The 23,157-nt window shown below is 70.0% G+C and carries 17 protein-coding genes and 1 tRNA gene; 8 read left to right on the top strand and 10 right to left on the bottom strand.

The annotated features are described in order from the left end of the window. Positions 1 to 17: 17 nt before the first annotated feature. Both G6N16_RS08295 and G6N16_RS08290 read left to right on the top strand, forming a co-directional pair. Positions 18 to 371: a hypothetical protein gene (locus tag G6N16_RS08295; RefSeq protein ID WP_163787701.1), complete on the top strand. Its 354-nt coding sequence runs from the start codon at positions 18 to 20 to the stop codon at positions 369 to 371. Positions 372 to 696: 325 nt separating this feature from the next. Next, complete coding sequence (locus G6N16_RS08290; protein ID WP_163787825.1) at positions 697 to 2,013, top strand: ISL3 family transposase; 1,317 nt, start codon at positions 697 to 699, stop codon at positions 2,011 to 2,013. A 104-nt stretch (positions 2,014 to 2,117) separates the two neighbouring features. Here G6N16_RS08290 and G6N16_RS08285 read toward each other — a convergent pair. The 5 genes from G6N16_RS08285 to G6N16_RS08265 form a co-directional block, all read right to left on the bottom strand. After that, positions 2,118 to 2,191: transfer RNA gene (locus G6N16_RS08285), tRNA-Met, on the bottom strand. A 128-nt stretch (positions 2,192 to 2,319) separates the two neighbouring features. Beyond that, the gene (locus tag G6N16_RS08280) at positions 2,320 to 3,690 is read right to left on the bottom strand and encodes an FAD-binding oxidoreductase (RefSeq protein ID WP_083030766.1); all 1,371 of its coding nucleotides are present in this window, start codon (positions 3,688 to 3,690) and stop codon (positions 2,320 to 2,322) included. Positions 3,691 to 3,791: 101 nt separating this feature from the next. Next, complete coding sequence (locus tag G6N16_RS08275) at positions 3,792 to 7,145, bottom strand: ATP-binding protein (protein ID WP_083030764.1); 3,354 nt, start codon at positions 7,143 to 7,145, stop codon at positions 3,792 to 3,794. 19 nt (positions 7,146 to 7,164) lie between these two features. Continuing rightward, entirely contained in the window at positions 7,165 to 10,149 is a 2,985-nt protein-coding gene (locus G6N16_RS08270; RefSeq protein ID WP_083030763.1) for a UPF0182 family protein, read from the bottom strand. Between the two features lie 103 nt (positions 10,150 to 10,252). Further along, a complete protein-coding gene (locus G6N16_RS08265; protein WP_083030761.1) occupies positions 10,253 to 11,275 on the bottom strand; it encodes a YlbL family protein in 1,023 nt (340 codons plus the stop codon). A 93-nt stretch (positions 11,276 to 11,368) separates the two neighbouring features. On the opposite strand from G6N16_RS08265, the gene G6N16_RS08260 reads away from it, so the two are divergent. The 3 genes from G6N16_RS08260 (at position 11,369) to G6N16_RS08250 (ending at position 15,046) form a co-directional block, all read left to right on the top strand. Further along, on the top strand, positions 11,369 to 12,727 hold the full coding sequence (locus G6N16_RS08260; RefSeq protein WP_083030759.1) for a zinc-dependent metalloprotease: 1,359 nt from the start codon (positions 11,369 to 11,371) through the stop codon (positions 12,725 to 12,727). Positions 12,728 to 12,808: 81 nt separating this feature from the next. Then, positions 12,809 to 13,660, top strand: a complete 852-nt coding sequence (locus G6N16_RS08255) for a bacteriocin biosynthesis cyclodehydratase domain-containing protein (protein WP_083030758.1) — start codon at positions 12,809 to 12,811, stop codon at positions 13,658 to 13,660. Positions 13,661 to 13,717: 57 nt separating this feature from the next. Next, on the top strand, positions 13,718 to 15,046 hold the full coding sequence (locus G6N16_RS08250) for a macrolide-binding ATPase MABP-1 (RefSeq protein ID WP_179961187.1): 1,329 nt from the start codon (positions 13,718 to 13,720) through the stop codon (positions 15,044 to 15,046). A 25-nt stretch (positions 15,047 to 15,071) separates the two neighbouring features. Here the strand turns inward: G6N16_RS08250 and G6N16_RS08245 are convergent, their stop codons facing one another. The 3 genes from G6N16_RS08245 to G6N16_RS08235 form a co-directional block, all read right to left on the bottom strand. Further along, a complete protein-coding gene (locus tag G6N16_RS08245; protein WP_083030778.1) occupies positions 15,072 to 15,335 on the bottom strand; it encodes a WhiB family transcriptional regulator in 264 nt (87 codons plus the stop codon). Between the two features lie 162 nt (positions 15,336 to 15,497). Then, complete coding sequence (locus tag G6N16_RS08240; protein WP_163787824.1) at positions 15,498 to 15,665, bottom strand: hypothetical protein; 168 nt, start codon at positions 15,663 to 15,665, stop codon at positions 15,498 to 15,500. Positions 15,666 to 15,799: 134 nt separating this feature from the next. Beyond that, a complete protein-coding gene (locus G6N16_RS08235; protein ID WP_083030755.1) occupies positions 15,800 to 17,926 on the bottom strand; it encodes an ATP-dependent DNA helicase UvrD2 in 2,127 nt (708 codons plus the stop codon). Positions 17,927 to 18,024: 98 nt separating this feature from the next. On the opposite strand from G6N16_RS08235, the gene G6N16_RS08230 reads away from it, so the two are divergent. The 3 genes from G6N16_RS08230 to G6N16_RS08220 all read left to right on the top strand — a co-directional run bounded on the left by G6N16_RS08230 (position 18,025) and on the right by G6N16_RS08220 (position 20,994). Beyond that, positions 18,025 to 18,267, top strand: coding sequence for a mycoredoxin (locus tag G6N16_RS08230; protein ID WP_083030753.1), 243 nt, complete (start codon positions 18,025 to 18,027; stop codon positions 18,265 to 18,267). 130 nt (positions 18,268 to 18,397) lie between these two features. Beyond that, the gene (locus G6N16_RS08225; RefSeq protein WP_083030752.1) at positions 18,398 to 19,423 is read left to right on the top strand and encodes a YncE family protein; all 1,026 of its coding nucleotides are present in this window, start codon (positions 18,398 to 18,400) and stop codon (positions 19,421 to 19,423) included. After that, positions 19,420 to 20,994: a serine/threonine-protein kinase gene (locus tag G6N16_RS08220; protein WP_234805833.1), complete on the top strand. Its 1,575-nt coding sequence runs from the start codon at positions 19,420 to 19,422 to the stop codon at positions 20,992 to 20,994. The genes G6N16_RS08225 and G6N16_RS08220 overlap by 4 nt, the downstream gene beginning before the upstream one ends. 122 nt (positions 20,995 to 21,116) lie before the next feature. Here G6N16_RS08220 and nudC read toward each other — a convergent pair whose 3' ends face one another. After that, positions 21,117 to 22,040 (bottom strand): NAD(+) diphosphatase, encoded by a 924-nt coding sequence (nudC, locus tag G6N16_RS08215; protein ID WP_083030748.1) that lies wholly within the window; start codon positions 22,038 to 22,040, stop codon positions 21,117 to 21,119. Further along, positions 22,033 to 23,118 (bottom strand): potassium channel family protein, encoded by a 1,086-nt coding sequence (locus G6N16_RS08210; protein WP_083030747.1) that lies wholly within the window; start codon positions 23,116 to 23,118, stop codon positions 22,033 to 22,035. Before G6N16_RS08210 ends, nudC begins: the two co-directional genes overlap by 8 nt. Between the last annotated feature and the right edge of the window lie 39 nt (positions 23,119 to 23,157).

The following is a 23,157-nucleotide window of genomic DNA, read 5'->3' as shown; positions in this document are numbered from 1 at the left end:
GCAGCAGGATGAGCACCATGAGTGTGCGACCTGCGGTTGTCGGAGCCGCCCTCGCCTGCGCCGGAGTCGGGGTTCCGCTGATGGTTCTGGTGATGCTGAACCACTACATGCCGGTGTGGCTGGCGGTGATCACGTTCTTCGCGCTCGTCGTGCTGGTGCTGTCCATCGCCGGCGCAGAGTCGCCGCGGCCGATCCCGAAGGGCTACCAGCCCGGCGACTTCACCAAGGCCGCGGTCCAGGCGGACGTCGCCAAGACCCCGTGCGGGTGCTTCTCGTCGGATGGCACCGCGGGCACCGAGCGGGTCGGGCACGACGGTCCGCGCCGCAACGACGAGGCCGGGCTGAGCTGGTTCGGGACGGTGGAACTGTGAAGCTGGACGACGCACCCAACTACGTACTCGAGCCCTGCCCATCAACACTCCGAATGACGGGATGCTCAACAGCGAGCCATCCCACAGCGCTGAAGCGACGCTTCAATTCAATTGATGAGCGGGCGCAACGCGTGTCCGACGTGGATGTCCCGGAAGATCACGACGCTGACCACCCAACACGCCGAGCACCATACACACATTTTGGCCAATAACCCCAATAACCCGCCAATAACCGGCTCTTCGGATTGCAGCGGGGTCCGGTGTTGGCTTTGAGGTCGGCGTGCCCTGCGGTTGTGAGGGGCGAAGGTGCCTGAGTCTTTGAAGCGTGACCATCAAATCCGAAAGCACCTTCGTCCGTTGTGAGCCTAGTCAGATCGTCGAAGCCCTGGTCGGGCTCAAGGACGTCCGCGTGTTGGCCTACCGGCGCATCGGTCCCGATGTCGAGCTGGTGATCGAGCAGACCGTCGTCGAGCGAACCTGCCCGACCTGCGGCGTTGCCGGCCAGATCAAGGAACGGCCGACCGTGCGCTATGTTGACCTGCCCGTGTACGGCCAGCCGATGCGGCTGGCGTGGCGCAAGCACCGGTTGATCTGCCGGCGACCCGACTGTGCGGGGGCGAGCTGGACCAGTGCCGATCACCGCATCGCCGCTAAGAACTGCCTGCTGACGACCCGGTGCGCCAAATGGGCGACTCTGCAGGTCGGGACCGGTCGTGCGGTCTCCGATGTCGCCGGTGAGCTCTCGTGTGACTGGCATACCGTCAACGACGCAGTCATGACCTACGGTGCGGCGCTGCTGGCTGCTGATCGGCGTCGCCTCAACGCCACCACCGCGATCGGCTTGGACGAGACCTCGTTCGTCAAACTCGCCGGCCGTCGGGGCCGCTCGTATGCGACCACCGTCGCCGATGTCGCCAACCACCAGATCATCGAAATCCTGCCCACCCGAAGCTATGTCGACGTCGCCGGCTGGGTCGATCAGCAACCCGTCGCGTGGAAACACCGCATCCGCTTCGGCGCCCTGGACATGTCAGCGACCTACGCCGCGGTCTACACGGTGATGCTGCCCCGCGCCGCCCAGGTCGTCGATCCCTTCCACTGCGTGCAACTGGCCAACCGGGCCCTCGACGAGATCCGACGACGCGTACAGCGTGAACAAAAAGGCCACCGCGGACGACGCAACGACCCCCTCTACCGGATCCGCCGCGTGCTGTTGACCGGCGAGGAACGCCTCGACACCAAAGCCACCCAACGCCTGAGCGCGCTACTACAACTCGGTGATCCCCGTGGCGAAGTCGCCATCGCCTACCGCGTCAAAGAACGACTCCGCGAGTTCTACCGAGCCCCCGACATCGACACTGCCCGCGCGATGCTGTCCGAACTGATCGAACACTGCCTACGACCAGGCCTGCCGACCGAACTGAACAAACTCGCCCGCACCCTGAAAGCCTGGTTCGACAAGATCTGCAACTTCCACATCGCCCGCGTCAGCAACGGACCCACCGAGGCACTGAACAATCTGATCAAACGCATCAAACGCATCGGCTACGGCTTCACCAACTTCAAGAACTACCGCATCCGAGCACTGCTCTACGCCGGCAAACCCAACTGGCGGGTCCTCACATCCATCGTCGTCCAATGAACACCAACCCCGGCAAGATCCGAAGAGCCCAATAACCCCCCAACCCGCAGCTGACGCAATGGAAAATGGCTCCCAGGCAAGTGCCTGGGAGCCATTTTCGCTAGTAGCGGGGACAGGATTCGAACCTGCGACCTCTGGGTTATGAGCCCAGCGAGCTACCGAGCTGCTCCACCCCGCGTCGGTGAACACAACGTTACCGGTCGGGTCACGAACGCGCCAAATCGCCTGTTCAAGCCGCCAAACCCGCGTCGCACCAAGCCCGGAGACCCGATCACCGCCCCCACGAAGGTGTCGCGGATCACACGCTCAGAACGGGTACCGGGCCACCTGGCCCACCCGCAACACACCCTTCGGGTCATACCGCTCGGCCAGGGCCGCCAGTTGGTACAGGGTGTCGTCGTCGTAGCAGCGCGCGAGGCGCCCCGGATCGGCCGCGGGCGCGAAGTTCGGCAGCTGCCGGCCCGTCGACCAGGGTTCCATCGCGGCCATCACCGCCGCCGCGTGCTGGCGCACCGGCTCGGCCAACTCGGGCACCGGCGCACCGATCGTCGTCACCGCGAACGCGGCGTCGCGGTGGCAGAACGCGCTGCGCTGCCGGGGCCAGCGAGCGAACGCACCGCCGAGCTGGCGCACCTCGACCATCGCCTGCGCCGAACCGACCCCCGGGCCGGCCAGCGCCAGCAGTGCGTCGACGGCCTCGGCCGGCAGCCCGGACAGCAGCGTGTGGTCCTCGTAGACCGGCATGGGGTGCGGCGGGTCCATGTGCACCGCGCCGATCGCCGCGTACGGCAGCTCCGCCACCGCGTCGAGCAGCGCCGGCGCCACCGCCCGCATGGGTGTCAGCAGATCCAGCGCCTGGCCCCGGTCCCCCACCGCGGCGTAGCGCACCGCGACGACGAACCGGCCGGCCAGCGGCGCGGGGATCTCCGGCAGATCCGGCAGCTGCAGCAGGGCGATCGAGGTGCTCACCGACTCCGGAAGCTCCGGGCACCAGCGGGCCCAGGCGTGCAACACGTCGGAAGCGTGCGCCCCGTCGAAATACACAGCACCGCCGTAGAACCCGGACAGCTCGGGCAGGTTGATCTCGACACTCGCGATGATCCCGAGGGTCGCCTTGCCGCCGCGCAGCCCCCAGAACAGGTCACCGTGGGTCTCCGGGGTGACCGTCAGGACCTCCCCGTCCCCGGTCACCAGCTCGAAGGCCCGCACGTGATCCGAGGACAGCCCGAAGGTGCGCACCAGCGGCCCAATCCCGCCGCCGGTCAGAAACCCGACCACCCCCACCGACGGCGCGGACCCGCACAGCGGTGCCAGGCCGTGCGGGGTGGCGGCTTCGAGCACGTGCTGCCAGGTGGCGCCCGCGCCGATCCGGGCGGTCCGCGCGACGGCGTCGACGTGCACGTCGATCATGTCGCCGGTGTGCACCAGGATGCTGTCCGGCCCGACCGCGAGAGCGCCGTGCCCGGTGGCGGCGACGGCGACCGTCGCACCGACTGCGGCGGCATACCGCACGGTCGTCGCGATGTCGGCAGCGCTGCGGGCGAACACCACCGCCTGCGACGCCACATCGACGGCGGTGTTCCACGGCGTGGCGCGGGCGTATTCGGGGTCCGAGGCCACGGCGACAGTCCCCTCGATCAGGGTGCTCAGATGCAGATCGGCGGAGGCGATGGTCATGACGGTCCTTTCGGTGTTCGGCTGTCATGACCGTGCCGGGGCGTTCTTGGCGGGGGCTTGGTGTGCAGGTCGGGGCACCGGCGCCAAGGAAAATCCAAGGATCAGCGCCGCGCGGCGGCCGCCACCCCATGCATGCCGAGACGCTGCGCGTCGGCGGCCAGGTCGTCGTCGCGAGCGTCGGAATCGAGCTCCCGCGCCAGCAGCCGGCAGCGCAGCAGTGACGGCACTCCCCCGCCCCGCTGCGCGATCCGCCGCGCCCGGGCCAGATCGGCACGGGCGGCGTCGGTGTCCCCGAGCAGGGTGTGCAGGCGGGCCGTTGCCAGGGCCACTGGGCCGATGACGCCGACCTGGCCGATCACCGCGATCTCGTCGCGGTGCCCGTCCAGGCGGGCGAGGACCTCCGGGGCGTAGTCGGCCAGGTGAAAGTCGGCGCACAGGTGCGCCATCAGCGCGGCGCGGCCCAGGGCGCTCCAGACGTGTTCGTCACCGAGCCCATAGGCGGCCAGGGCCGCGGCGTCCTCCGGCGTCGCGCAGATCGCGGTGCGTACGACGGCGAGCATGTCCTCACCGCCGTCGTCGCGGTGGTCGTCGAACGGGATGCCGTCGCCGGAGAGATCGCCCTCCTCACGCAGCAGGCTGGCCAGGGCGAGCAGGGCGCTGCCGGCGCCGTACAGCTCGGTCTGGCCGTGCACGGCGGCGGCGATGCGGTGGTGGCGGCGGGCCTCGGCGAAATCCCCTTCCCAGACCGCGAGAACGGCCTCCAGCCACCGCAATTGGACGCGCAGCACCGGCAGCCGCAGTTGTTCGCTGCCGCTGATGCCGGCCTGCAGGTGCGCGCGGGTGGCGGGCAGGTCGGCGAGGTTGAAGGTGGCCATGGTGGCCACCGAATGCGCGGTGACGGTGTCCTCACGGCCACGGGTGTGCGGCAGGACGATCAGCTCGGCCGCCCAGTCCAGGGACGCCCGGCTGTAGTCCGAGACCCCGGAGTAGGCGATGAGCCGGCCCAGCAGGACATCGGCGGCGACGTCGGGATCCCCGCACTGTTCGGCCAGGGTGTCGGCGTCGGCCAGCAGGCGAGAGACCACCGACGGGTCGGGGTGATAGCAGCTGCCGACGGCCAGGGCCGCGCGGACCCGGGCTCCGGCGGCCGGGTCGCCGCCGACCAGATCGACGGCGCGCCACAGCAGTTCGAGCAGGGCGCCGGGGTCACCGCCCGGTGCGGGCCAGGGCCATCCGCCGCTGACCCGCAGCAGCTCCGCGGCGATGCGCCCGACGGTGACCGACCGCCCCGACGCCAGGGCCTCGGTGAGCCCGTCGGCAGCGGCGTCGAGCACGGTCTGCCCGCGCCCGGCGCGAGCCAGGGCCTGCAATAGCGCGACGGTGAGAGCGTCGCCGTCGGCGTCGCTGCGCCCGGCCGCCGGGATGAGTTCGTAGGCGGCCAGGGCAGCCTGCCACCAGTGCGCGGCGGTTTCCGAACTCCATTGGGCGGCAGCCTGTTCGGCGGCGACGCGACAGGCGTCGACCACGTCGACGGGATCCACCAGCGGCAGGGCGTCGATCAGGTGCTGGGCGCGCCGGCCGGCGTTTTCCGGTGCGTCGCCGAGGAGTTCGGCGACGCGGGCGTGCAGGCGTTGGCGGCGCATGGGTGGCATGCCGGCCAGCAGGTGTTCGCGCAGCAGGCCGTGGGCGAATTCGTAGGCGCTGGAGGCGTGCGCGGTGACCAGGATGCGGGCGTCGGCGGCCTCGTCGAGCAGATCGGCCAGCCCGTCGAGGTCCAGGGCGGTGACCGCGCGCAGCAGGCCGAGCGCTTCGGCGTCAAGACGGTCACCGATCACCGCGGCCGTGCGCAGCACGGTGATGACCGGGTCGGCGAGGCCGGCGAGGCGTCGGTCGAGCACGGAGCGAACCGCCGAGGGGATGTCGGTGCCGCGGTCGCGCCGGGGCAGTCGGGCGTATTCGCCGACGAAAAACGGGTTGCCGCCGGTGCGTTCGGCCAGCAGGGCGGCCTCGTCGGTGCTCAGCGGTTCCTCGGCGATGCCGTTGGCCAGTGCGGCGACGTCGTCGGCGGCCAGCGCCGGGACCGGGAGGTGACGGCCGCGGTCGCTGCGGGCCAGGGTGGTCAGCAGTCGGTCGAGTTCGGGTCCGTGGCGGCCGTCGCGGACGGTCAGCACCACGCCGACCGGGTGCCCGCGCAGCACCCCGGCCAGATAGGCCAGCGCGCCGAGGGAGGCGGCGTCGGCCCACTGGGCGTCGTCGATCACCAGCAGCCGGGGTTCGGCGGTCGCCAGCAGCAGGTGCAGGCGTTCGTAGACCAGGAACCGGGCGGCGTCGGGGTCGGCATCGGGCGGGACGGCGAGGATCTCGTCGGCGTCGGCGCCGAGGGCGCGGACCAGCCGGCGCATCGGCCACCAGGGTGGGGTGCCGGATTCGTCGGGGCAGTCCACCCAGATCACCGGCGCGTTCCCGCGTGCGGCGGCTTCCTCGGCGAGCCGGGTCTTGCCGATGCCGGGCGGCCCGGTGAGTACCAGCCAGGAGGTATCGCCGGCGTCGATGTCGTCGAGAAGTGCGGTAATGACGGGTAATTCGCGTTCCCGGCCGACCAACGCGCCCGTCGTGGGTTCCGGGCTTGGTAGCTCGGGCGGGTCGATGACCGGGGCCTGCACGTCGGTAGCGCCGGTCCACGCCGAGGGCCGCGGCCAGGTCGCCAGCTCGGGTGACTGGGCCAGGATCAGCGTCTGCAGTTCGCGCAGTTCGGGGCCCGGGGTCAGGCCGAGTTCGGTGTCGAGGTGCCGCGCGTAGTCGGTGTAGGCGTCCATCGCCTCGGCGGTGCGCCCGGCGCGGTAGGCGGCCAGCATGTGCAGCCAGCAGGCGCGGTCGCGCAGCGGCTGGTCGGCGCGCAGGGCGAGCGCACCGGTCAAGGCCTCGGTGGTGCGGCCCAGTGCCAGCATCGCGGCGATGCGGGTCTCGGTGCATTCGGTGCGCAGTTCGTCGACGCGGACGGCTTCCGCGGTCACCCAGTCGGCGTCGGCCAGATCGGCCAGCAGGGGTCCGCGCTGAAGGGCCAGGGCGGTATCGGCCTCGGCCAGCGCGTCGGTCCACGCTCCGGCGGCGGCGGCCTCGCGCGCCGCGGTGCACGACGCGGTGAACTCCGCCAGGTCGATCCGGGCGTCGGCGGGCAGGGCGAGCCGGTAGCCCGGCGCCTGGCGCACGATCGGCGAGCCGAGGCTGTCGCCGCGCAGGGCCTTGCGCAGGTTGGAGATGTAGGCGTGCAGCCCGGCGGTGGCCGAGGCGGGGGCGTCGTCGCCCCAGACGGCGTCGATCAGCCGGTCGGCGGAGACCACGGCCCCGCCGGCCAGCGCCAGCACGGCCAGTACCGCGCGCTGTTTGGGCGGTCCGAGCTCCACCGGGCGGCCGTCGACGACGGCCTGCAGCGGTCCGAGGAGCTGTAGGTGCACGCGGGAAGACTACTGGCCGCTACTTGGCCTTGTCGTAGGCGTCCATCGCGGTCTGCAGGCTCTGCAGGGCCTGGCCGTAGTCGGCGAAGTTGCCGGACTGCTGGGCCTTGCGGACGGCGTCCAGCGCGGTGCCGATGCCGGCCAGGGCCGCGGACTTCTCCGGCGACAGGGTCACCGTCGCGCCCGGGGGCACGGCGGCGGCCGGGACCGGGGTGGCCGCCGGGGCCTGCGTGCCCGGGTTGGCCTGCGGCTGCGCGGGTGCCGCCGGGGCACCGGCCGGGGAGCCCGGGCCGGGGCAGACGGCGGCGGACTTGCCCGCGTCGTCACCGAAGATGCCCTTGAGCGCCTCACACACCGTCGCGCCGTAGCCGACCTTCTCGTCGTAGCGCATGGCCACCCGGATCAGTCGCGGATAGGTCGAGGAAATGTCCCCGGAGCCCGGCGAGGCGTACACCGGCATCACATACAGCAGCCCGCCCTCGCCGACCGGCAGGGTCAGCAGGTTACCGAACTTGATCCGGTTCTGGTTGTCGCGTCCGATCAGACCCAGATGCGCGGTCACCGTCGGGTCGGTGTTGATGGCATTGAACGCCAGCTTCGGGCCGTTGACGTTGACGCTGTCGGGGATGGTCAGCACGGTGATCTTGCCGTAGGTGGCCGGATCACTGCTGGCGCTGATGTAGGCGGCCAGGAAGTCGCGCTGGAACCGGTTCATCGCCGTCGTCAACTGGAACGACGACGAATCATTCTTCAGGGCAATGTTTTTCGCCACGATGTAGTACGGCGGCTGGTAGCTCGACGCGGTCGGGTTCGGGTCCAGGGGCACGTCCCAGAAGTCCGGGGAGTTGAAGAACTTCACCGGGTCGTCGACGTGGTACTTGGCCAGCAGCGCGCGCTGCACCTTGAACAGGTCCTCCGGGTAGCGCAGGTGCTGGGACAGCTCGGGGGTGATGTCGCTCTTGGGCTTCACCGTGCCCGGGAACACCTTCATCCACGCGGCGAGCACCGGATCGCTCTCGTCCTGGGCGTAGAGCGTCACGGTGCCGTCGTAGGCATCCACGGTGGCCTTGACCGAGTTGCGGATGTAGGACACCTGCTGGTCGGGCATCAGCCGGTTCAGCGCAACGTCATTGGAGTCCGTGGTCGCCGAGGACAGCGAGGTCAGCTCGGAGTACGGGTAGTTGTCCAGCGTGGTGTAGCCGTCGATCACCCACACCAGCCGCTTGTCGACGATCGCCGGGTACTGGCTGGAATCGGTGGTCAGCCACGGTGCGACGGCGGCGACCCGCTTGGCCGGGTCGCGGTTGAACAGGATCTTGGAGCCCTCGCCGATCACGTTGGAGAACAAGAAGTTCCGCTCGGCGAACTTCAGCGCGAACATGCTGCGGTCGATCCACGAGCTCACCGGCACACCGCCGGTGCCGCTGTAGGTGTAGTTGCTGGTCTCGCTGTCGTACTCGCGGGGGTCGCCGGGGCCACCGACGATCGCGTAGTCGGCGGCGGTGTTGGCGATGATCGGGCCGAAGTAGATCCGCGGCTGGTCCAGCGGGGCCGGGCCCACATCCGGGGACAGCTTGCCGTTGGCGCCAATAACCCGGGTCTGGAACACCGGGTAGCCGCCGTTCTGGTTGGGGTCGTTGGCGATCCGGCTGACGGTGTTGGCCGGCGCGGCGATGAAGCCGTTGCCGTGGGTGTACACCGAGTGCCGGTTGATCCAGTCCCGCTGATTCTCGGTCAGCTTGGTCGGGTTCAGCTCGCGGGCGGCCACCACGAAATCACGCAGCTGGCCCTCGACGGTGTAGCGGTCGATGGACAGCTGGTCGGGGAAGCTGTAGAAGTTCTTGCCCTGGTTGAACTGGGTGAACGCCGGGCTGATGATGGTCGGATCGAGCACCCGGATGTTGGACACCGTGGCGCTGTCGCGGCCGATCTGCTCGGCGGTGACCGATGGTCCCCCGCCGTATTCGCGGTACTCGACGTGCTGGGGCGTGAGCCCGTAGGCCTGTCTGGTCGCGTCGATGCTGCGGGTGATGTAGGCGGATTCCTTCTGCGCGGCATTGGGTTTGACGTTGAACTGTTCGACGATCAGCGGCCAGCCGGCGCCGATCACCAGCGACGACAGCAGCAGCAGCGCCAGGCCGATCGCCGGGATCCGCAGGTCTTTGAGCACCAGCGCGGAGAACACCGTGACCGCACAGATCAGCGCGATGGCCATCAGGATGAGCTTGGCGGGCAGCACCGCGTTGATGTCGGTGTAGCCCGCGCCGGTGAACGGCTTGCCGCCGCGGGTGTGGCTGAGCAGCTCGTAGCGGTCCAGCCAGTAGGCCAGGGCCTTGAGCAGCACCAGCGTTCCGACCAAGCACACCAACTGGATCCGCGCGGGCCGCGACAGGGTGCCGTCGCGCCCGGCCAGCCGGATGCCGCCGAAGACGTAGTGGGTGGCGACACTGGCCAGCAGCGCCAGGAAGAACGACACCAGCAACAAGGTGACGATCATCCGGTAGAACGGCAGGTCGAAGGCGTAGAAGCCGAGGTCCTTGTGGAATTCGGGGTCGGTGACGCCGAACGAGCCGCCGTGCAGGAACAGCTGCACCCGGGCCCAATAGGACTGTGCGACAACGCCGGCCAGCGCCCCGAGGACGGCGGGGATGCCGATGCCGAACATCTTCAGGCGCATCAGCGCGGCGGTGCGGTAGCGGGCCACCGGGTCGTCGGGACCCGACACCGGGACGAACACCGGCCGGCTGCGATAGGCCAGCGCCATGGCGCCGAAGATGATCGCGCCCATGCCGACGGTCACCGCCAGGAAGATCAGCGCGCGGGTGACAAGCACCGTGGTGAACACCGAGCGGTAGCCGAGCTCGCCGAACCACAGCCAGTCGACATAGGTGTCGATCAGCCGCGGGCCGATCAGCAGCAGCACTACCACCAGTGCTGCCAGCACGATCAGAATTCGGCCTCGTCGGGTCAACTTCGGCATCCTGGCGCCGGGCCCCATTGCCACGTGTCAGCACTCCTGGTCGGTACGGAAAGTTCGATTCCGCTCAACTCTACGCAAGGCGCTCACAGGAAGCGGCCCGGCGACCGGGCCCAGGCTCTCGCAGGGCCTAGCAGCCGGGCGCGTCCTGGCCGGAGGTCAGCCGGTTCAGGGAATCGACCGCCGAGGTCAGGGTGTCCACCTTGACCAGGGTCATGTCGCCGCGTTCGGCGGTGCTGGCCTCGCTGCAGTTGTCGGCGGGCACCAGGAACACCGTCGCGCCGGCCTCCTCGGCGGCCAGGATCTTGTGGCTGATGCCGCCGATCGGGCCGACCTTGCCGTCGGGGGTGATGGTGCCGGTGCCGGCGACGAACTTGCCGCCGTTGAGTTCCCCGTCGGTCAGCTTGTCCACCACGGCCAGCGAGAACATCAGCCCGGCCGACGGGCCGCCGATGTTGGCGAGGTTGAAGTCGATGGAGAACGGCGCCCACGGCGCGTCCAGCAGCGCCGCGCCCAAGTAGCCGTAATCGCGACCCTCCTTGGCGCCGAGGGTGACCGTCGCCGTCCCGGCGGGGCTGTTCTTGCGGCGGTAGTCGATCACCACCTTCTGGCCCGGCTTGGTGGTCTTGAGGATGTCGGTGAGCGCATCGACGGTGGCGGTGGGCTTGCCGTCGACGGCGTCGATGGCGTCGCCGACCTTCAGCACGTCCTTGGCCGGGCCGTCGTCGGACAGGGTCCGCACGGTGACGGCGTTGTCGTACTTCAGGTACGACAGGGCAGCGAACTCGGCGCTGTCCTCGGAGTTCTTGAAGTCGTCGGTGTTCCGCTTGTCGACGTCGTCCTTGGACTTGTCCGGCGGGTACACCATCGCCCGGGGCACCAGTTGCTGCTGGTCAGACAGCCACAGGACCAGCGCCTGGCCGAGCGTCAGGCCGTCGCGCTGGGACACCGTGGTCATGTTCAGGTGCCCGCCGTAGTCCTTGGTGTCGGTGCCGGCGATGTCGACGACCTTCTTGCCGTCGTACTCCCCCAGGGTGTCGAAGGTGGGTCCGGGACCCAGCGACACGAACGGCACCCGGACGGTCCCCAGCAGCGCACCGAACACCAGAATCGGCACCAGCGCCACCACGAGCGTCACAATCCGCCTGTTCACCCGCAACACAGTAGTCGGCCAGGATGGGTGCCTTCTCTGACAGCGCAACCCGGGTGCGCGCGCACCGCCCGCGGGCGCAGTACCGTTGAGGGCATGGCTGACCTGCCCTTCGGCTTCTCCGCCGGCGACGACGACGACCGCGACAAGCAATCCCGGGGTTCGGGCGCGGACCCGTTCGGTTTCGGCGGCGGCTTCAACCCCAATGATCTGGGCCAGCTGTTCAGCCAGCTCGGCCAGATGTTCAGCGGAACCGCGGCGGCGATGTCCTCCGGCGGCGGCGGTGCGGTGAACTACGACCTGGCCCGCAAGCTGGCCACCAACTCCGTCGGCTTCGTCGCGCCGGTGCCGGCCGGGACCTCCTCGGCGATCACCGACGCCGTGCACCTGGCCGACCTGTGGCTCGACGGCGTCAGCGCGCTGCCGGCCGGGACCAGCACCGCGGCGGCGTGGACGCCGGCGGACTGGATCGACAACACGCTGGGCACCTGGAAGCGGCTGTGCGACCCGGTGGCCGGGCAGATGTCTTCGATGTGGTCCTCGGCGCTGCCCGAGGAGGCCCAGGCGATGGCCGGGCCGCTGATGGCGATGATGGGCCAGATGGGTCAGATGGCGTTCGGCACCCAGCTCGGCCAGGGCCTGGGCACGTTGTCCAAGGAGGTGCTGACCTCCACCGACATCGGGCTGCCGCTGGGCCCGGTGGGCACGGCGGCGCTGATGCCAGCGGCCATCGAGGAGTTCTCCGAGGGCCTGGAGCAGCCGCGCAGCGAGATCCTGACGTTCCTGGCCGCCCGCGAGGCCGCCCACCACCGGCTGTTCGCCGGGGTTCCGTGGCTCGCGCCGCAGCTGCTCGGCTCGGTGGAGGCCTACGCCCAGGGCGTCACGCTGGACATGTCCGGCATCGAGGAGCTGGCCCAGAACCTGGACCCGGCGAAGCTGATGGACCCCTCGGCCATGCAGGACCTGCTGGGCCAGGGCGCATTCGAGCCGAAGATCACCTCCACCCAGAACGCGGCGCTGGAGCGCCTGGAGACCCTGCTGGCGCTGATCGAGGGCTGGGTGCAGACCGTCGTCGCCGCCGCACTCGGTGACCGGCTGCCCGGCGCCGACGCGCTGGCCGAGACCATGCGGCGCCGTCGGGCCAGCGGCGGGCCGGCCGAGCAGACGTTCGCGACCCTGGTCGGCCTGGAGCTGCGGCCGCGCAAGATGCGCGAGGCCACTGCGCTGTGGCAGCGGCTGACCGACGCCGTCGGGATCGACGCGCGCGACGGCCTGTGGGACCACCCGGATCTGCTGCCCGATTCCGACGACCTCGACGAGCCGGCCCGGTTCATCGACCGGGTGATCGGCGGGGACAGCTCCGGTATCGACGCGGAGATCGCCAAGCTGCAGAGCCAGCTCGACGAGCTCGGCGATCCGGGCACGCCGTCGGACGGCGCCACCGACCCCGAGTAGGCCCCCGCGCTTTGGGCCCCGCGCTTCGGGCCCTGTGGATGACGGATCCGGGTGACCGGCGGGTTCGTGTCACGCTGCGGTATGTCCGCGACCACCTACCGGCTCGACCCCGCGATGCCCATCCTGCTGCGTCCCGACGGCAGCGCCCAGATCGGCTGGGATCCCCGCCGCGCGGTGCGGGTGTCGCCGGCGGCGGGCTGGACGGCCACTGCCCTGGCGGCGGTGCTGCACCGGCTCGCGGCGGGTGCCAGCGCCGAGCAGCTGGCGGCCGAGGCCCGTCCGCACCTGCCGCCCGGCGCGGACCACGCGGCGATCGGCGCGCTGGTGGACCAACTCGTCGCCGCCGAGGTGGCCGGGACCGTCGAGAACGCGCCACCGCGGCGCACCCCGAACGTGCGGATCCACGGCGACGGGCCGCTGGCGCAGCTGCTGTATGACGGGCTGCGCTGCGCCGACGCCCGCCTGGCCCGCAGTCACGCCGCCAATATCGCCGTGCACCCCACCGGCACCGACCTGGTGCTGCTGGCCGACACCCAGGTCCCCGACCCGCGGCTGGCCCGCGACCTGACCCGCGGCGGCGTCGCGCACCTGCCGGTGCGGGTGCGCGACGGGCGCGGGCTGGTCGGTCCGTTGGTGATTCCCGGCGTCACGAGCTGTCTGACCTGCGCGGATCTGCACCGCACCGACCGGGATGCGGCGTGGCCGGTGCTGGCCGCGCAGCTGCGTGGCCGGGTCGGGACGGCCGACCGGGCGACACTGCTGGCCACCGCCGCACTCGCGCTGCGCCAGGTGCACACGGTGCTGGCCGCGGTCCGCGGATCGAGCGCCCGGGCGGCGGCTCCGGCGACGTTGTCGACGACGCTGGAGGTCGACGTCGACGCCGGTGCGATCCGGGCGCGGCACTGGCCCCGGCACCCCGGCTGCGGCTGCTGACAACGACTGTTGCCATTGGCGCGTACGTCTCCCAGACAGGTAGGGAATGATGGGGGCGTGGCAGAGATCAAACGCACCGGCATTTCCCGCAATGCCAAGCTCGTCGGCCTGGCCGGCGGGGTTGCCGGACGTGCGGCGCTGGGGCTGGGCAAGCGGCTGACCGGCTCGTCGAAAGACGAGGTCAACGCGGAATTGATGGACAAGGCCGCCCAGCAGCTGTTCAAGGTGCTCGGTGAGCTCAAGGGCGGCGCGATGAAGGTCGGCCAGGCCCTGTCGGTCATGGAAGCCGCCATCCCCGAGCAGTACGGCAAGCCCTACCGGGAGGCACTGACCAAACTGCAGAAGGACGCTCCCCCGCTGCCGGCGGCCAAGGTGCACCGGGTGCTCGACGGGCAGCTGGGCACCAAGTGGCGGGAACGCTTCGCCTCCTTCGACGACACCCCGGCCGCCTCGGCCAGCATCGGCCAGGTGCACAAGGCCGTCTGGCACGACGGGCGCCCGGTCGCCGTCAAGATCCAGTACCCGGGTGCCGACGAGGCGCTGCGCGCTGACCTGAAGACCATGAAGCGTCTCGTTTCGGTGTTCAAGCAGCTCGCGCCCGGCGCCGACGTCGAGGGTGTGGTCGACGAGCTGATCGAACGCACCGAGATGGAGCTGGACTACCGGCTGGAAGCCGACAACCAGCGGGCGTTCGCCGTCGCCTACGACGGGCACCCGCATTTTCTGGTGCCGCACGTGGTGGCCAGCGCGCCGAAGGTCGTCGTCAGCGAATGGATCGAGGGCATCCCGCTGTCGGAGATCATCAAGGACGGCACCCAGGAACAGCGCGACCTGATGGGCTACCGGCTCTTCGAGCTGACCGACGACGCGCCGCGGCGGGTGGAGATGCTGCACGGCGACCCGCACCCGGGCAACTTCATGCTGCTGCCGGGCAACAAGATGGCGATCATCGACTTCGGCGCGGTGGCACCGCTGCCCGGCGGGATGCCGCGCGAGTTGGGCCAGACGCTGCGCTACGCCGTCGACAAGAACTACGACCGGCTGCTGCCGACGATGGAGAAGGCCGGCTTCATCCAGGCCGGCGAGAGCGAGAAGGTGTCCGTCGAGGACATCAACGAGATGCTGCGGCAATACGTTGAGCCCCTTGAGGTTCCGGTGTTCCACTACAACCGCAAGTGGTTGCAGCGGATGGCGTCCGTCGATTTCGAGAAGGCGCCCGGCCAGTTGCGCACGGCCCGGCAGATGGCGATCCCGCCGAAGTTGATCATCCCGATGCGGGTGATCGCGTCGGTGGTGGCGATCTCGTGTCAGCTCGACGCCCATGTGCCGGTGCGCCAGATCGCCGACGATCTGGTGCCCGGTTTCGCCGACCCCGACGACGAGTAGTCGCCGGGGCCGACGTCCCCGCGCTTCAGGCGGCGACGGGGGTTTTGCGGGGCCGTCCGCGCGGGCGCTTGCGCGCGACGACCACACCCCGGTCGAAGATCTCCCCGCCCCACACCCCCCACGGCTCGGCGCGGTCGATGGCCGCGGACAGGCACTGGGCGCGCAGCGGGCAGGCGGCGCACAGCCCCTTGGCCTTCTCCAGATCGGACGGATCGTCGGCGAACCACAGGTCCGGCTCGTTGACATGACACGGCAGCAGCGGCCGTCGGGATTCGACCGTCGCGGTCATGGTGTTCACCTGCTTCCTGGTCATTGGGCCGTCGCGGTGGCGATTCGGCTGGGGTGGGTGGGGACCCGGTGACCAGGGTTTTCGCGGTGTCTGTCGCGAAAAACGATGGCCACGGATCCGGGTTGACGGGTCCGTGGCCATTTCGGCTTTTCGTGGGTTCTGCTAGGCAAAACCTCGAATTGGGGACCCGGGCGACGCGGCGGCGCGGCGCTTGGCGGCCGGGGCGGCGTGCCATAGAGCAAGCGCGGCGCCGGCCTGCGCGGCGGCGAACGGAGCGGCGAGCATGCCGCTGTCCGATACGTCGCGGTGGTTCACATCGGTGTAAATCATGTCGCCCCTCCTCTCGGGTCTGCTGTCGTGGTGTTGTCGGCGTCGGTCCGCGGCCGGGGTCGCGGTCGACGGGTTCGAGGCTAGTCGGTATTTACCGCGGGCCACAACTCATTTTTGACCTGCGGTTTCGTGATTCAGTCGGCGGCGCGGGCCTTCACCATCGCCAGCACGTCGGCGCCGAACTGTTCGAGTTTGCGGGTGCCGATGCCGGGGATGGCGGTCAGCGCGGCGTCGTCGGTGGGCAGCGCCTCGGCGATGGCGATCAGCGTGTTGTCGGTGAACACCACATAGGCGGGCACCTTCAGTTCGTCCTTGCGCCGCGACCGCCATTCCTTGAGGTCGGCGAGCAGTTGCTCGTCGAGGTTCGACGGGCAGCTGGTGCAGCGGCCCAGGATGATGGCGTCGCGGTCACCCAGGGTCGCGTTGCAGATCCGGCAGCGCGGAGTGCCGCGGCTGCGTTTCGTCGACGATTTGGCCGGTCGGGCGGCCGAGGGGCCCGTCGTCGGGGCGATGCCGTTGAGGAACCGCGACGGCCGCCGGCCCTGGCGCCCGCCCGGGGCGCGGGCCAGCGCCCAGCTCAGCGCGAGGTGTTCCCGGGCTCGGGTGACCCCGACGTAGAGCAGCCGGCGTTCCTCCTCGACAGCCTCGCTGTCGGGGCCGTGTGCCAGGGCGTGGCTGATCGGCAGGGTGCCGTCGGCCAGCCCGACCAGGAACACCGCGTCCCACTCCAGGCCCTTGGCGGCGTGCAGGGACGCCAGCGTCACGCCCTGCACGGTCGGGGCGTGGCGGGCATCGGCACGCATCCGCAGTTCGGTGACCACGCCGGCCAGGGTGAGATCGGGGCGCAGTTCGACCTCCTCGTCGACCAGGACTGCCAGCGCGTCCAGGGCGTCCCAGCGTTCCCGGGCCCGCAGACCGGCGGGCGGCTGCGGGGTCAGGCCCAGCGGTTCGAGCAGGTCACGGACCAGTTCGGGCAGGCCGGGGCCGGTCAGGGTTTCGCGGTCGGCGGCGCGCGCCAGGGCGGCGATGGCCTGGCGGATCTCCTGGCGGGTGAAGAATCCTTCGCCGCCGCGGACCTGGAACGGGATGGACGCCGCGGTCAGCGCCTCCTCGTACACCTCGGACTGGGCGTTGATGCGGTACAGCACGGCGATCTCGGCCGGTTCGGTGCCGGCCTCGATGAGCGCGCCGATGGTGCGGGCGACGGCGGTGGCCTCGGCGACTTCGTCGGGATGCTCGCTGAAACTCGGCGTCGGGCCGGGTGGGCGCTGGCCGATCAGTTGCAGCCGGCTGCCGGCGACCCGCCCGTGGGCGGCGCCGATGACCCGGTTGGCCAGTGACACCACCTGCGGGGTGGAGCGGTAGTCGCGCTCCAGGCGCACGACGGTGGCCTCGGGATAGCGGCGCGGGAAGTCCAGCAGGTAGTCCGGGGTGGCGCCGGTGAACGAGTAGATGGTCTGGTTGGCGTCGCCGACGACGGTGATGTCGTCGCGATCGCCGAGCCAGGCCGTCAAAACCCGCTGCTGCAGCGGGGTGACGTCCTGGTACTCGTCGACGACGAAGCAGCGGTAGCGGTCGCGAAACTCGGCGGCGACGGCGGCGTCGTTCTCGATGGCCGCGGCGGTGTGCAGCAGCAGGTCGTCGAAGTCCAGCAGCGCGACCTCGCCGCGGGCCTTGAGCGTCTCGTAGTTGGCGTAGACGGCGGCGATCTGCGCGGCGTCCATCGGGATGTCGCGCCCGATCTTGGCGACGGCATCCGGGTAGGTCTCCGGGGTGACCAGCGACGCCTTGGCCCACTCGATCTCACCGGCCAGGTCGCGCACGGTGTCGGTGCTGGTGGACAGTTTCGCCCGGTTGGCGGCCTGGGCGACGATGGAGAACTTGGAGTCCAGCAGCTGCCAGCCGGTGCCGCCGACCACCCGCGGCCAGAAGTACTGCAGCTGGCGCCGGGCTGCAGCGTGGAAGGTGACGGCCTGCACGGACCCGAGCCGGGCCACCCCGGCGTCGTCACCGAGCCCGGCCTCCAGGGACCGCAGCCGTCCGCGCATCTCGCCGGCCGCCCGGGCGGTGAAGGTCACCGCCAGCACCTGCCCGGGGGCGACGTGCCCGGAGGCCACCAGGTGTGCGATGCGGTGGGTGATGGTGCGGGTCTTGCCGGTGCCGGCGCCGGCCAGCACGCACACCGGGCCGCGCGGGGCCAGCACGGCAGCGCGCTGCTCGTCGTCGAGACCGGCCACCAGGGCCGAGGAGATCGCATTCATGGGTATCGGGCACAGTCTGTCAGGCCGCACCGACAACGTCGGGTAGGCCCGGGTGTGGCTGGGGAATACCTGCCAGGCCGGGATAGGTTGGTCGCACTATGAGCGACGGACTGATCATGTACTCGACGGTGTGGTGCGGCTACTGCCGGCGGCTGGAGACCCAGCTGAAGGCGTCCGGGATCGAGTACAGCAAGGTCGACATCGAGCACGACCCGGAGGCGGCGAAGTTCGTCGAGTCCGCCAACGGCGGCAACCAGACGGTCCCGACGATGCGGTTCCCCGACGGGTCCACGCTGACCAACCCGAGCCTGCGCGAGGTCAAGGCGAAGCTCGGGGTCTGACCTTCCGCCCAGTGTCGGCTTGTGTGCCACCCTCTCGACGTGTCGTCGCACATCACGCGACATTCGGCGTCACGAGGCCCCGACCACGGTCAGTAGGGTGGTCATAGGCCGACGGGAGGGCGCAGTGACGATGCAGGCGAAGCCGTCGCGGCGCGGTCGGCTCATCGCCCTCGTGACCGCGGTCGTCGTCGTTGCGGTCGCAGTGACGGCGTGGCTGGTCTACGCCACCAACACCAAGAAGACCACCGCCCCGACGGTGATCGCCACCGTCCCGGTCGGAAAAGGCGCGCGAGATGTCGCGGTCGATCCGCAGCGGCACGCCGCCTACGTCACCAATCGCGAGGACAAGACGATCTCGGTCATCGACACCACGACCAACGCGGTCACCGCGACGATTCCCGTCGACAAGGCTCCGATCAGCGTCGCCGTCGAGCCGGACAGCGGCACGCTCTATGTCACGAATACCGCCGACGAGGCCGTCTCGGTCGTCGATCCGGCAACCAAGGCCGTGACCGCCGTGATCCCCCTCGAAGGCCCGGGGGCGATCGTGATCGACCCGCAGCGGCACACCGCCTACGTCACCACCATCACCGCGCAAAGCGGACTGGCCGTCATCGACATCGCGACCAACACGGTCAGCAGCCGGACCCCGGTCGACACTCCATTCGCACTGGCATTGGCCCCGCAGCCCGCCACCGCCTACGTGACCGGGATGCTGGACAAATCGCTGACGGTCGTCGACACCGAGCATGCCGCGGTGACCGACACGATCAAACTGCCGGAAAGCGCCCACGACGTCGTCGTCGACCCCGGTGTGCACCGCGCGTATCTCACCAGTACCAGCGTGGGCGCAACGAGTGCAGACCCGGGCACCGACAACCCGGTGACCGTCGTCGACACCACGAACAACACCGTCACGGGCACGCTGCACCTCGGAATACACGTCGGATTCGCTGCCGTCGACCCCGGACTCCACACGGTGTACCTGACCGACTACCAGGCCGGGACGGTGTCGATACTGGACACCACCCGCAACGCGCTCGCCGGGAGCGTGCAGGTCGGCGGAAACCCCGGTTCACTGGCCGTCGACACCGACACCCACCGGGTCTACGTCATCAATACCAAGGACAGGACCGTCGAGGTGCTGGGGCGATGAGCGAGAATTCAGGGATGGACGAGGAGTTCGGGCGGTACCGGCTGCGCGGGACGCTGGGCACCGGCGGCATGGGGCAGGTGTACCGCGCGTACGACACCGCGCTCGGGCGCGAGGTCGCGCTGAAGGTGCTGCACGCCCGCGCCGCCACCGACCCGGTGTTCGAGGAGCGGTTCCGCCGCGAAGCCCGCATCGCCGCCGCCCTTAACGAACCGCACATCGTGCCGATCTTCGACTCCGGGGAGATCGACAACCGGCTGTTCATCTCGATGCCGCTGATCGACGGCACCGACCTGGGCACCCTGCTGCGCGAAGGGGCACTGCCGCCCGAGCAGGCGGTGTCGCTGCTCGAACAGGCGGCCGCCGCGCTCGACGCCGCCCACGAGGCCGGGTTGGAACACCGCGACATCAAACCCGCGAACCTGCTCATCACGCCGAAGAACTTCCTGTACCTGATCGACTTCGGCATCGCACGCGCCCCCGGCGAGGACCAGCTGACCAGTACCGGGGCGACGGTCGGGACGGTCGCCTACATCGCGCCGGAGCGCTTCACCGCGGCCGAGACCGCCGACCAGCGCGCCGACATCTACTCGCTGGCGTGCGTGTTCTACGAGTGCCTGACCGGCGCGAAACCGTATGTCGGGCAGAGCCTGGAAGAGCAGCTGTGGGGTCACGTGCACCTGCCGCCTCCCGAACCGAGCCGGGTGAACACCGATGTGCCAACCGAATTCGATTCGGTGATCGCCAAGGGGATGGCCACCGATCCCGCGCAGCGTTTCCAGACCGCCGCGGAGCTGGCCGCCGCGGCACGCGCGGCGCTGCACGGTCAGGCCGTAGCCGTCCCGGTATCGCATCGGCAGGTGCCATCGCCGGCACCTGCTGCGAGGCCGGCGCCACGCGAGCAAACGCTCGAGTACACCGGTGTCCTCAGTCCCGACGAGCTGTTGGCTCCCGATACCGGCGAACAGGTGGGCCCGTCGACCGCGCCGCTGCCCCTGCCGACGACCGAACCGACGCGCAAACGTCGGCGTTTGATCATCGCGCTCGCGGCGGTGCTGGTCGCCGTGTTGACCGTGTTTGCGTCGATCGTGCTGTACCACGACGATTCCGACGTCCAGCCCGGCGCCGTGGTCCACCCGGTGAAGGCGACGGTCTTCTCCCCCGGCGGCGACCCGGACAGCCCCGACAAGGCCGAGCGGGCCATCGACGGTGACCCGAACACCGGGTGGCGCACCGACACCTACACCGACGCGGTGCCGTTCCCGACATTCAAACCGGGTATCGGCCTGATGCTGGAACTCCCGTCACCGACCAAGGTCGCAACTGTGAGCGTGCGGTTGCCCAGTACCGGGACGGCGATTCAGATCCGGTCGGCGACCTCGGCTAATCCGGCTGCGCTGGATGACACCACCGCGCTGACCGACCCGAAGACCCTGCAGCCGGGCGAGAACACGATCACGGTGAACGCCTCGTCGCCGACGTCGTATCTGCTGGTGTGGATTTCGACGCTGGGCACTACCGGCGGGCAGAGCAAGACCGAGCTGTCCGAGATCGTGGTCCACGCTGCGAAATAGGTACCTGCTCAGGCCGGACACGCCTTGTCGAGTGCCACAAGACGAACACGCCGTCGCACAACCCAACGCAAGAATCGCGGCCACAAGCGCCCGCCCGACCATTCCCGTCACCGAAACCATTGTCAGTCCTGCGAATACGCCCAGGATTCGATGATCTCCCGGGCGATGGACACCGAACCGGGGACCACAAACGCCGCATTGGCGTCGGCGGTGGTCCAGTCACCGGCGGCCAGCGCCGCACGGACCTGCTCGCGGGTGAACCAGCGGGCCTCGACGATCTCGCCGTCGTGGTAGGCGAAGGGCTGCGCGGGGTCGGCCTGGGCGTGGAAGCCCACCATCAGCGACCGCGGAAACGGCCACGGCTGGCTGCCCAGGTAACGCGGGTCCCACACGTCGATGCCGACCTCTTCGCGGATCTCGCGGGCCACGCACGTCTCGAAGGATTCGCCGGCCTCAACGAAACCGGCCAGCAGCGAGAACATCCGGTCCGGCCAACCGTGCTGGCGGGCCAGCACCATCCGGTCGGCGCCGTCGTGCACCAGGACGATCACCGCCGGGTCGATCCGCGGGAACTCCTCGTGCCCGGTCACCGGATCCACCCGGGCCCAGCCGGCGCGCGCCGGGCGCAGCGGGGTGGCGTCGGCCGGGCTGAAGCGGGCGTTGTCGTGCCAGTTCAGCAGCGCCAGCGCGGTGACGAGAAGCTGGGCACTGAGGTCGTCGAGGCCGACGGCGTCGCGCCGCACGTCCATCGGCGCCCCGGGCCCGTCGGGCAACGGTCCGCGCATCGCCCAGACCGCGCGGCCGTCGTCGCCGGGCAGCTTGCCCAGGAAGACCGCCTCGCGCGGCGGGGTCGGGCCCAGCTTTTCGGTGTCGGACAGGACGACGGCCGGCCCGGACACCAGCACCCGGCCGCGCGGGTCGACCCACAGCAGCCCGGCGCTCGGCCAGCCGGCGGCGGCCGCGTCCACGTCGGTGCGCAGGGCATCGGATCGGTCGGCGCCGACACGGGCCAGCAGTGGCACCGCGCGCAGCGCGAAGTCAGTCATTGTCGTCGGCGACCGTGCGCACGTACAACAGCTGGTCGTCGGCCTCCACCGCGTCGGCCTCGGGGTCGCCGACGCGCATCAGCTTGCCGTCGCGCACGATGCCCAGCACCATGTCGCCGAGGTGTTTGGGCGAACCGCCTACTTCCTTGCGCTCCACCGCGCGCTCGGCGATGGCGAAGCCGGCATCCGGGGTCAGCAGGTCCTCGATGAGCTCCACCACGCTCGGCATGGCGGTCGCGATACCCAGCAGACGCCCCGCGGTCTCCGAGGACACCACCACCGAGTCGGCGCCGGACTGCTTGAGAAGGTGCTGGTTCTCCGACTCGCGGATCGAGGCGATGATCTTGGCGTTGGGGGCCAGCTCGCGGGCGGTCAGGGTGACCATCACCGCGGTCGGGTCGCTGTTGGTGGCGACGATGATCGCCGCGGCATGCTGCGCACCGGCCAGACGCAGCACGTCGGCGCGGTTGGCGTCGCCCTTGACGGTGACGAGCCCGGCGACCGCGGCGCGCTCCAGGGTGGCCTGGTCGGTGTCGACGACGACGATGTCCCCGGGCGGGGTGCCGTCGCCGATCATCGCGGTGACCGCGGTCTTACCCTTCGTGCCATAACCGACGACGATGGTGTGGTTGCGCACGGATTTCCTCCAACGCTGAATGTTGAACGCCTGGCGCGACGCGGCGGTCAGCGTCTCGACGGTGGTACCGATGAGCACGATCAGGAAGGCGACCCGCAACGGCGTGATGACCAGGACGTTGACCAGCCGGGCCGACGGTGCGTACGGCGTGATGTCGCCGTATCCCGTCGTCGACAGCGACACCGTCGCGTAGTAGAGGCAGTCCAGGAACGAAAGGTCACCGTCGCCCTGAATATCGTGGTAGCCGCTGCGGTCGAAGTAGACGATGAGCACCGCGGCCATCAGCGCGCCGAACGCGTACAGCACGCGCCGCACAATGCGGTTGACCGGGCTGACGAACTTCTCCGGAATATGCAGGGTGTCCAGCAGTGCCGCGTCGGGCTTGCTGGTCAGCTCGTCGTTGAGGCCGCGCAGCCGGCGGCGCAATCTAGTGTTCGCCACGCCGTTGTGTCACCTGTTCTGCCCGAGGCACCCCACAAT

This window comes from Mycolicibacterium insubricum, from assembly GCF_010731615.1.
Lineage (GTDB): Bacteria > Actinomycetota > Actinomycetes > Mycobacteriales > Mycobacteriaceae > Mycobacterium > Mycobacterium insubricum.
This window is presented reverse-complemented; position numbering and strand designations above follow the sequence as displayed.

Coding starts and splice junctions, on each gene's coding strand:
- G6N16_RS08220 (WP_234805833.1), top strand. CDS start 19,420: ATGAGCGAGAATTCAGGGATGGACGAGGAGTTCGGGCGGTACCGGCTG.
- G6N16_RS08225 (WP_083030752.1), top strand. CDS start 18,398: ATGCAGGCGAAGCCGTCGCGGCGCGGTCGGCTCATCGCCCTCGTGACC.
- G6N16_RS08255 (WP_083030758.1), top strand. CDS start 12,809: ATGTCCGCGACCACCTACCGGCTCGACCCCGCGATGCCCATCCTGCTG.
- G6N16_RS08230 (WP_083030753.1), top strand. CDS start 18,025: ATGAGCGACGGACTGATCATGTACTCGACGGTGTGGTGCGGCTACTGC.
- G6N16_RS08245 (WP_083030778.1), bottom strand. CDS start 15,335: ATGACCGCGACGGTCGAATCCCGACGGCCGCTGCTGCCGTGTCATGTC.
- G6N16_RS08260 (WP_083030759.1), top strand. CDS start 11,369: ATGGCTGACCTGCCCTTCGGCTTCTCCGCCGGCGACGACGACGACCGC.
- G6N16_RS08295 (WP_163787701.1), top strand. CDS start 18: ATGAGTGTGCGACCTGCGGTTGTCGGAGCCGCCCTCGCCTGCGCCGGA.
- G6N16_RS08280 (WP_083030766.1), bottom strand. CDS start 3,690: ATGACCATCGCCTCCGCCGATCTGCATCTGAGCACCCTGATCGAGGGG.
- nudC (WP_083030748.1), bottom strand. CDS start 22,040: ATGACTGACTTCGCGCTGCGCGCGGTGCCACTGCTGGCCCGTGTCGGC.
- G6N16_RS08240 (WP_163787824.1), bottom strand. CDS start 15,665: ATGATTTACACCGATGTGAACCACCGCGACGTATCGGACAGCGGCATG.
- G6N16_RS08235 (WP_083030755.1), bottom strand. CDS start 17,926: ATGAATGCGATCTCCTCGGCCCTGGTGGCCGGTCTCGACGACGAGCAG.